12 protein-coding genes and 1 pseudogene are annotated in these 9,721 nt (G+C 29.5%); 11 read left to right on the top strand and 2 right to left on the bottom strand.

Annotation, left to right across the window (positions count from 1 at the left end; translation table 11 throughout):
* The 3 genes and pseudogenes from FOF46_RS32435 to FOF46_RS32300 form a co-directional block, all read left to right on the top strand.
* Positions 1-113, top strand: a pseudogene (locus FOF46_RS32435) (IS982 family transposase); the annotation flags it as partial.
* 350 nt (positions 114-463) lie between these two features.
* Complete coding sequence (locus FOF46_RS01675; RefSeq protein ID WP_143915277.1) at positions 464-943, top strand: nuclear transport factor 2 family protein; 480 nt, start codon at positions 464-466, stop codon at positions 941-943.
* A 202-nt stretch (positions 944-1,145) separates the two neighbouring features.
* Positions 1,146-1,520 carry a superinfection immunity protein gene (locus FOF46_RS32300; protein ID WP_109436954.1) on the top strand — a complete coding sequence of 125 codons (375 nt, stop codon included), beginning with the start codon at positions 1,146-1,148 and terminating at the stop codon, positions 1,518-1,520.
* A 4-nt stretch (positions 1,521-1,524) separates the two neighbouring features.
* On the opposite strand, the gene FOF46_RS01665 is transcribed toward FOF46_RS32300, so the two are convergent.
* Together FOF46_RS01665 and FOF46_RS01660 are read right to left on the bottom strand one after the other, a co-directional pair.
* Positions 1,525-2,292, bottom strand: a complete 768-nt coding sequence (locus FOF46_RS01665; protein ID WP_143915276.1) for a LytR/AlgR family response regulator transcription factor — start codon at positions 2,290-2,292, stop codon at positions 1,525-1,527.
* Entirely contained in the window at positions 2,282-3,313 is a 1,032-nt protein-coding gene (locus FOF46_RS01660) for a sensor histidine kinase (RefSeq protein ID WP_143915275.1), read from the bottom strand. The genes FOF46_RS01665 and FOF46_RS01660 overlap by 11 nt, the downstream gene beginning before the upstream one ends.
* 232 nt (positions 3,314-3,545) lie before the next feature.
* Here FOF46_RS01660 and FOF46_RS01655 point away from each other — a divergent pair, with 232 nt between their 5' ends.
* The 8 genes from FOF46_RS01655 (at position 3,546) to FOF46_RS01620 (ending at position 9,721) form a co-directional block, all read left to right on the top strand.
* Complete coding sequence (locus FOF46_RS01655) at positions 3,546-4,745, top strand: hypothetical protein (protein WP_143915274.1); 1,200 nt, start codon at positions 3,546-3,548, stop codon at positions 4,743-4,745.
* A 309-nt stretch (positions 4,746-5,054) separates the two neighbouring features.
* A complete protein-coding gene (locus FOF46_RS01650) occupies positions 5,055-5,546 on the top strand; it encodes a DUF7000 family protein (protein ID WP_143915273.1) in 492 nt (163 codons plus the stop codon).
* 11 nt (positions 5,547-5,557) lie between these two features.
* On the top strand, positions 5,558-6,310 hold the full coding sequence (locus tag FOF46_RS01645; protein WP_109436959.1) for a hypothetical protein: 753 nt from the start codon (positions 5,558-5,560) through the stop codon (positions 6,308-6,310).
* 223 nt (positions 6,311-6,533) lie between these two features.
* Positions 6,534-7,067, top strand: a complete 534-nt coding sequence (locus FOF46_RS01640; RefSeq protein WP_143915272.1) for an RNA polymerase sigma factor — start codon at positions 6,534-6,536, stop codon at positions 7,065-7,067.
* 15 nt (positions 7,068-7,082) lie between these two features.
* Positions 7,083-7,490, top strand: coding sequence for a hypothetical protein (locus FOF46_RS01635; RefSeq protein ID WP_109436961.1), 408 nt, complete (start codon positions 7,083-7,085; stop codon positions 7,488-7,490).
* Positions 7,491-7,535: 45 nt separating this feature from the next.
* A complete protein-coding gene (locus FOF46_RS01630) occupies positions 7,536-7,754 on the top strand; it encodes a hypothetical protein (protein ID WP_109436962.1) in 219 nt (72 codons plus the stop codon).
* Between the two features lie 134 nt (positions 7,755-7,888).
* Entirely contained in the window at positions 7,889-8,791 is a 903-nt protein-coding gene (locus tag FOF46_RS01625) for a DUF1963 domain-containing protein (protein WP_143915271.1), read from the top strand.
* A 276-nt stretch (positions 8,792-9,067) separates the two neighbouring features.
* Positions 9,068-9,721 (top strand): hypothetical protein, encoded by a 654-nt coding sequence (locus FOF46_RS01620; protein ID WP_143915270.1) that lies wholly within the window; start codon positions 9,068-9,070, stop codon positions 9,719-9,721.

Raw genomic sequence — 9,721 nt, 5'->3', positions numbered from 1 at the left:
AGGGATTTAAAAATAGAATCTTATCAAAGATCACAGCAATGACCATTATTCAATATATCAATAGGTTTGAATTCAACAGAAATATAAACAACCTAAAAATTAATATTAACTAAATGCACAACGGGTTTTTTTATTTTCTATCTATAAAAAATACGTTGTTTTGCCGTAACCAACATATTGATTTTGTTTGTAACTTTAATATGACAGGATACTCTTACACATACTCTAGAATAAAATTCTTCTGAAATATATCGAGTTACTTAACCTGTATTAGCTTGGTAATAGGTACGTACCCAAACCCCGATCCCTAGTCGACCGGGGTTTTCCTACTTGATAAATTTAAATGATTATCTTCTTGAGACATAAAATCACTACAATTGTAAGAATATAAAAGAATCTTAAAAAATTGTTGCGATTTAGAATAGTATATATATTGCATAATCACATGTTATACTAAATTGTCATGAAGAAAACCCACCTTATTTACATCAGTTTTTTCACTCTAATATTAACAGTTCTTCTAAGTTGTTCTTCTAATACCAATAAACCATCTGTTAATGATGAACAAAAACTTTGGGAAACCATAGCAGAATTTAATCAGGCTTTCAAAAATAGTAATGTAGAAAAATTAAAGGCGATGATTACTGATAACTATATTCATACCAACGGTAGTTCAGAATCAATTAATAAAAACACCTGGGTCAATTATTTGCATAAGAGAAATAAAGATATTGAGAACGGAGATCTAATTGTTAATGCTTATGAGATGAGTGAAGAAACCGTACAATTTTATGATAATGTCGCTATTGTAACGGCTAAAATCTTAGTTTCTAATACAAGACAAGGTAATCTACAAGAAAATGGGTTTAGAGTCACAAACATATGGGTACGAGAAAACGGTAATTGGAAAAGAGCAGGATTTCATGATGGCAAAATAAAATAAATTCAATTCTACATGAACTATATTTTATAGGTGCTATATTTTAGGCTAATTTTATCTTTAAATTTATAAATCTACACCTTCTTTATTTATGGTTAATATGAATATTTGAAAAAATACAGTAGCTTCGCATTTAGATACATAAACTACTAACCCCTCCTGTTTTATGTATGATCAATACTGAATAAAAATCAAACATTCTTTTATGAATTTATTATTTCAATCTAATACAAGTGACACTACTGTTGGAGTTGTTTTTGTTATTTTTATCATAGTTGGAGCTATATTTTATTTTATCCCTTCTATAATTGCGTTAATGCGAGGAAAAAGTAATACGGTAGCCATCATTGCTTTAAACTTATTTTTAGGATGGAGCATTGTGGGATGGGTAGTCTCTTTGGTTTGGAGTTTATCTAGTGAAGTATCTCCTGCTAAAATTGTTGTCAACCAGCAGCCTATACAAAAAACAGAAGAAGATGGTATTGATAAACTAACTAAGTTAAAGAAACTTTTAGATGAGGGTGCAATTACTCAAGACGAGTTTGATCAACAAAAAGCTGTTCTTTTAAAAAACAGTTGATATCTTAACTTAAAACCAATTTTAACCATCTAGACCTTTCAGAACTTAACTGTATTTCAGTATGATATTCTGGGGATAATGTTATGGACAATTGCCCTGGTTTTGAAGGAACCAATTTTTTAATTGCACTAATATTAACTAATAATTGACGATTTAAACGGATAAATTGCTCAGGATTTACCATGGTTTGTAATTGATTTAATGCATGGTCTATTGGGATTGATCTCTTATCTTTTAGTTTGGCAAACACAAGTTCATCTCTATAAAAATATGCGATATCATCTATAACTACGGGAATCATACTATTACCAGACCTTAGTAAGAATCGCTTCTTATATTGCACATTTTCTGGTTTTTTAATCAATTGTGCTAAATCAAGGTTCTGAATAATCCACTCCTCATTTATTTTATTTTTATTTTTTAAGAATTTCTCTATTGCATTTTCCAAATCTTCTCTGGTAATCGGTTTTAACAAATAATCGATACCAGTAGTTTTAAATGCTTTAATAGCGTATTCATCATATGCTGTAATAAAAATAATAGGGACATCAATCTCAACTTCTTCTAAAATATCAAATGAAACTCCATCAGATAGATGGATATCCATAAAAATTAAATCAGGATGTTTCTGTGTATGAAACCAGTGTAGTGCTTCAGTTACTGTAGATAATGAACTAATCACAGAAATATCGGGAGTTATTTGTTTTATCAATTTTATCAAATGATCCTTGGCTGAGGCTTCATCTTCTAGAATAACAGTTTTAATTTTCATCAATTACAGATATTAGAGGGATAGATACTATAAATTCTTCCTTGGTATGTGAAATGATTACCTTATCATCAGTTAGAAAATCATACCTCTTTGTAATATTATCCAACCCTGTACCATTCGTATGCTGAGATCGTTTAGGGTTATTTGTATTCTTTACGGTAAAATAATTTTCATCTGCTTCAAAGTGAATGTGTAATGGAGATTGCTGGTCTATTCGATTATGTTTTACAGCATTTTCTACCAATTGTTGTAGTACCAAAGGTGGGACGCTTTTACATTTAAATAACTCAAGATTTACAGAATCATGTACTTTTAAAGCCATTTTATAACGTTGTTCTATTAACAAAAGGTATTGACGTGCCATTTCATATTCGCGAGAGATTGGTATAATTGCTTGTTCATTATTTTGAAGGATATAACGATATACTGCAGCAATGTTTTTTAAAAACTTCTGTGCCAGCACACTATCCTCATCGATAAGGTAGTATAAAGTGTTGAAGTTATTAAACATAAAATGTGGGTCGAGTTGGTTTTTAAGAATAGATAAATTAGCATTTACAATTTCTCTTTTAAATTGCTCATTTTGAATATGTGATATATAATATTGATTTCTCCAATTAAATGCCAGTAAAATTAAGCTTAGAATGGTAGAAATAGCGATACCAGTAAAAAAAGCGAATACCATATGTGGTATCATGGGTTTTTCACTGCCTAGGATAAAATAATCTAACCATTTATAAAAATAAAACAGTGTAGTATATACTGAAGTTCCCAAAAGAATACTTTGTACAAACACAACCATATTTTTTTGATTCTTTTTTATAACTTTTAACTGAAAACGACGAATGGCTTCAAAACTCAAATAAATAATACATAGCCATAATACTGCGAAGAATGGATAAACTTTAGGAGGTTCCTTAAACCTTGAAGCGATGGCTATAATACCAAACATAATTCCCCCAAGAATAACAACGATAGCACATCGCCATAATACAGGAAGTTTTGCCGTCTGTATTTCCATAATTATATATTTTATATTAATAAATGTAGGTAATTACTACTAAAATGTATTTGTATTCTATCGTTTCTTATAGCATTTCAATAGATAAAACGATATGCTTATGCATAAAATAACACAGTTCATAATCATTATATCAAGTTTTATGTATGAGATATCGTAGTTGATAATAATCATTTAAAAACCAATTCCCAAACGAGGTATTTTTGAGTATTCAATCAAAAAACAAAATGTGATGAACAGAATTTTATGTTTACTTTTAAGTTGCACTTTTTTATCCTCACCTCTGCTTCTGGCACAAAACCAGGTCGATTTGGCAAAGTATAGTTTTGAAATCGATGATTTTACAGATCAAAAATTTGTTACACTTACTCAGAAAAGTCTAGAAAACAGTCAATTTGTTTTTGTGGGAGAACAACACGGAATAAAAGAAGCCGGAACATTTACAAAGTTCATATACGATATTGCACAACCTTTTGGTTATAAAACATTATGCATCGAAACCGATGCTTTAGCCGCAGAAAAAATAACTGCAATAGCCTCTTCTAAAAATCCTATTGACAAAGCAAGAAGTCTGTATAAAGAGTTTCCATTTTCTATTCCTTTTTACAGCAATCAAGATGATTATGATATGTTTACCAATACCATTAAAAAAAATGGAGAGATCTGGGGTATTGATCAGACTTTTATGGTTCAATTTGGGTTAAACTTTGATCATATGATGAAGACCACTTCTAACAAACCATTCAAAAACAAACTTATAGAGTTAAAGAAAAAAGCTAAAGAAGCCTTTACATCTGCCATTACCAATAAAGATTTTAATGCAACATATATCTTTAGCTATGATGAAAATACCCATAAAGAGTTACTAGCTCTCACCACGAATAAAAAGGAAATTGAAATCTTAAACCAACTCTGGAAAACAAAAGAAATATATGCATATAATACTATTTCCAAAGAATATTATAAAAACAATCAGACACGAGGTCAATTAATGAAGAGTAATTTTATGCGTTATTACAAAGAGGCGAAAAAAAATGAAAATACTCCAAAAGTAATCTTCAAATTAGGAGCGAATCACGCAGCCAAAGGATTAACTCGTACTCATATTTATGATATTGCTAATATGGGTAGTGAATTAGCAATTACTAACGATATGCATTCACTACATTATATAATTATGGGTATTCACGGAAAAACGATGACTGGAAATCCATTTACTCCAGATCCTATAATGTCATTTGATAATACAAAACAATTTCCAGAAGAGATTCAAAATATAATCCCATCAATTACCAAAAAATATTACATTTTAGATTTAGTACCTCTTCGATATGGTCTATATGCAAAATTATCCAAGGCGTTTAGAAAAATCATATTTGGATATGATGTAATCGTATTGGTGAATAATGCAGAAGCCGTAAAAGGTCTCTAATTTCAATCTAGATATTCAATCACATATAATAACAAAGCTCATCTCACCGATGGGCTTTTGTCATATCTTCTCTGTTCTTTATCCATAAAACAAGCTTTTAGATATCTAAAAATTAATATACATTTTAGATAAAACAACATCTTGTATTTTATATTTATGAATTGAAATTAGAAATAAATTGTATGTTTTAAAAAAATCAATAAAAAGCCAGGAGTTAAAGCTATTTAATTCTCGAAGGATGATGGAAATGAGAGGTTTAAATTATTATTTAGATAAAAATTCATATCGCAAATCAAAAAAACACAATATATGAACTCATTTAACAATTATGTTACCGAATATAAAAAACAACTAGAAAAAGGGGATATCAAAAAGGCGTATAAAGGTTTGATTGAATATATGATGAGTTTAAAAACTTATTTTAAAAATAAGTACCCTGATTATTTTGTATCCGGAAATATTCATCATGGTTATATGGATATTACCTATTTTTCTTTCACTCCAGAACGCTTAAAAAAAGAAAAGTTAAAAATTGCTATGATTTTTAATCATGAGAAAATCAGGTTCGAAATTTGGCTAGCAGGATATAACAAAAAGATTCAAACCAAATATTGGACACTATTTAAAAACAGTGATTGGGATAAATATCACATCCCTACTACTACAGAAAAAGAGGTTTCTATAGTAGAACATATTGTAGTCGAAAATCCTAATTTTGATGATCTGGATACGTTAACAAAACAAATTGAAAAAGGCACATCAAAATTCATTCAGGATATTATTAAGCATCTGAAGCTTTAAAATCAATCAAAATGAAATTTAAAAATATACCTGTACTTTCTTTTATAGAAGATTTATATAATAAACCCATATCCCCTGAGCGATTTAAAACCTATATTTCTAAACTTCAAGGAGGAACAAAAGGAGATTTGGATTTACCAATTGGCGGATTTAATCCTATGGCCAAAGAACATGTACTTCAGAAAATAAGGGAATTAAAAAATATCAATGCTGAAGAGTTAATTGAAGAAGTTACCAAAAATTTAAATACCAAATATGAAAATCAAAATTCCGAAGTCATTAACATTGTTTTAAATCTAGCCGATGATCTCAAGGGTGGGTGGACAAATCAGTATACGACAGATTTTGATAGTAAATTTAAATTAAATGCATTAGTAACCAGAAATTTTTGTACACCGTATTTCTGGACAAGTGAAAACTATAATGCCGCTAGTATAAAACAAAGAACCCTAGAATATGTGTATCGTACAATATATTGGTTAAACCATTCAAAAATACGAACACTTGAAGATTATGTGAATCAAGAAATCTTTGTAAAACAACAAACGACAAGTGTTATCCAGATACATAAGGATAAAAAATATGATTTTATAAAAGTTTTCTATCAAAAAAACAAAGAACAGGATGACTACAGTATTTTATTTAACTTCTTTTATGGAGATCATGCCTCTGCTTCTTTGAATTATCCATTATATGGCATTAAAGATGTCAACGGGTTCGAATATACAGAAATGTTGGCTAACAAAGTAAAAACAAATATTTGACTACACTACTATAGTCTAATATAGTGCACTTCATCTTGTTAATATTTTGCATTCTTAAAAAAAATTGACAAGTACAATTTTCTTTCAACTTAGCTCCTGCGCTACTTTTTTTATTCTTTAAGAAGTAAAAAACATTGCGTATTAAAAATTACTTTTAAAAATAATGCAATGGTTTTAAAAAGTTTCGTCTTTAGTAATGAAGACCTATCGAAATAGTTTTTAAATGACTTCGGAATCCGAAAATAACAAAAAACTCTCTGAGTTTTTTAGCAACGAATATCTTTCACTTAAAGCTTATATCAATTCTAAGATAAAAGCTGGTGTAAATCGTGATGCTGAGGATATTCTTCAGGATGTAGCATTAAAATTGTTTTCTGGAGCAGATAGGTATTCTCCTATTAATAATGTGGCTGGCTTTGTATATCATTCTATTAAAAACAAAATTATCGATGTAATGAGGTCTAATAAAAAGTCAACTGCCTACAAAGATGAAAATGAAATCAGATTAGCCGAATTTGCAGAAATTGTATACGACACACAAGATAACTTGTACTCTGAACAAATGAAAAGTGAATTAAAAAAAACCATCTGGAATCTAAAACCTGTATATCGAGACATCATCATAGCGATAGATTTTGAAGGGTACACATATCGCGAGATTAGCCAGGAAACAGGAATTCCAGAAGGCACTTTGATGTCCAGACGGCATAGAGCTATTTCATTATTATATAAAAAAATTGAACTAAAAAAAATATAATCTAAAACAAAAAAAATGACAAATTTCTTTAAACATAAAATGAGAAGTAAATCCCTGGGAGAAATTATAGGGTGGGTAATTTTAGGAGTACTTGCAGTAGTGGGACTAGCCATATTGTTTGGTTTTGTCATCATGTGGCTCTGGAACTGGTTAATGCCAGTAATTTTTGGATTACCGCTACTCACCTACTGGCAAGCCGTTGGTTTATATATACTTTTTAAAATTATCCTTGGAAGTTCTGGAGGTGGTGGTAAAAGTCATAAATCTTCTAAACATTCGAAATCATCTTGTAAAAAAGAACCTAAAAGCGAGTTTTCTAAATGGAAATACTATGATGACTTTTGGAAAGAAGAAGGAGATCGTGCATATAAAGAATATGTAGAACGTATGAGCAACGACACCAGTAGTGATAGCGAAGAATAATCAATACAAAACTAAGTACATTACACTAATAGATAAACCACATACATGAAATTGTTAATATTTAAAACTGATATTGAAACAAAGAAAAAAATTAAATCTATAAAACCTTTATTAAATAGCTTATCAACAATAATCAATTGGTCTATTGACACAGAAGACGTTGACAATGTTTTAAGAATTGAAACCACCGAAAATTTACATGAAAATGACATAATAGACTTAGTAAAAACCAATGGTTTCTATTGTGAAACTTTAGCTGATTAAAAATCATGGTGTAAAAGGATTTTTTTAAATAATAGCAATCCAAATAAACCATCCAATTATAATTTCACTGAAAACAGGGAGATAAAGAACATAGATCGTATTTATCTTTGACATAAGAAGATCTAAATAAAGATATGAGCGATTTAAAGCAATTAATTATTGATGAAATAAAAGAATATGAATGGGATAAAGAAGATTGTGTAATTCAATCTATTATTCCTAATATTATTTTTTCAGTTGATGAACAAGAATCTGAGCATCATTTAAAAAATTCTAGATTTGGTGGTCAACCTGCTGTTCCTTCTAATTTTGTGTGGCCAATACAATCATTAGGGCAAAAGGCTCCAATGGCTTTCTTTTTTCAACTCAATTTTGAGGAAATAAAACCTTTTGACATCGAGAATAAATTTCCGGATAAAGGAATTTTGTTATGTTTTGCTTCTGTTACAGATGACATCATGTGGGAGTATGATGTTGAAGATGCTTTTAAGACATACTACTTTCCTGACTCAGAAAATCTCATATTTGCAGATATTCCCGAAGTCATTCCTCCTGATCAACGATTAGCACCTAGAACAATTCACTTTAAAAGTAGTTTCCAACTTCCAAGATATCCTTTTAATTATGATTTATTAGAAGATGATCTTATTTCTGAAGATGATGCCGATGGCATTGATCAAGTTGCCAATAATATGATGGATGATGCAATTAAAATTCAGATGCATACAAAAATGGCGGCTCAGGTAGGATTAAAACCTCCTACTCCAAAAAATGATTTGCATACGCTTTTTAGTCACAATTTATTATTAGGTGTTCCATTTTCGGTTCAACATACGATCTCAGAAGAATGGGCAGAACAACATTTTGGTAACGATGATAAAAGTGACCAGTATATAAACCTGATCTCTTTTGAGATGAAAGGGCACGAAGGTTATGGTTTTAGTGCAAATGGAGCTCACCTCTATCTTTGTATAGATAAAGATGATTTAAAAAATAATGACTTTAGCAAAATTGTAGCATTAGTACAAAACACATAGAAAATCGTGCTATAAAATAATGTTATCACAGATATAAAGCTCATAATTGACTATACATTAGTGTCTTTTACTATAAAATCATAATAGAAATATCACTATGATATTATTTCTAGCTCGAGAAAGTACATAATAAATAATTCTATACCATTATACGTCTTTATACTAGCCTATCGATTCATAGAATTATCCTGTACTCATTCCCATACTATTATTAAATGAGTATTGTATCTTTGATAAAATAAATCATCTATATTTCCTTCTATCAAAACATAAAAAATGAAATTTAACTTCATAATCTTAGTATCCTTAATGGCTATATCTTGCCATACTTCAGGGCAAAAAAAAGATACGACAAGAGGAATAAAAATTAAATGGACCGAAAATTTAGAAGGAGATTTTTCATTTAGAAAAAACTGGAGTTATAAGGAAGGTATCTATAAAAATAGCTTTGGACAAATTAGCTGCGATTGGGATTGTCCCCCTGAGGTTGACAACATGAAAGATAAAAACGGAAAAATCTTAAAAGACTCTTTGCAAGTATTTTATAAGATTATTGATACCATTCATGTACCATATTCTTTAAAATCAGAAAACAGAATGTATGAATATTCAGGAACCAATTTCATTGAATTTAAAAAAACAGAAAAGAATACAATAACAGGGCAATCCATCAATAATGTCTCCACACACAGCAGTTTGAATTTAAATATCGACAATGACAATTGTTCTGTTTGGGTTGATTTTAATAGTATTAGAGATTTAGGAGAACATATTTTTCCATTAGATAGTGGAACCATTATTATAGATAAAATAGTATTCAATCAAGGAATTATAAAAGCCGTCTTTGACTTTAAGTTCAAAAATACTTTAGAACCCGAAGAAAAACTTTTCTGGAAAGGGTTAATTTATAGCGAAATAAAAAATAAGTAA

The sequence above is a fragment of the Aquimarina algiphila genome, assembly GCF_007489275.1.
In the GTDB taxonomy this organism is placed as follows: domain Bacteria; phylum Bacteroidota; class Bacteroidia; order Flavobacteriales; family Flavobacteriaceae; genus Aquimarina; species Aquimarina algiphila.
This window is presented reverse-complemented; position numbering and strand designations above follow the sequence as displayed.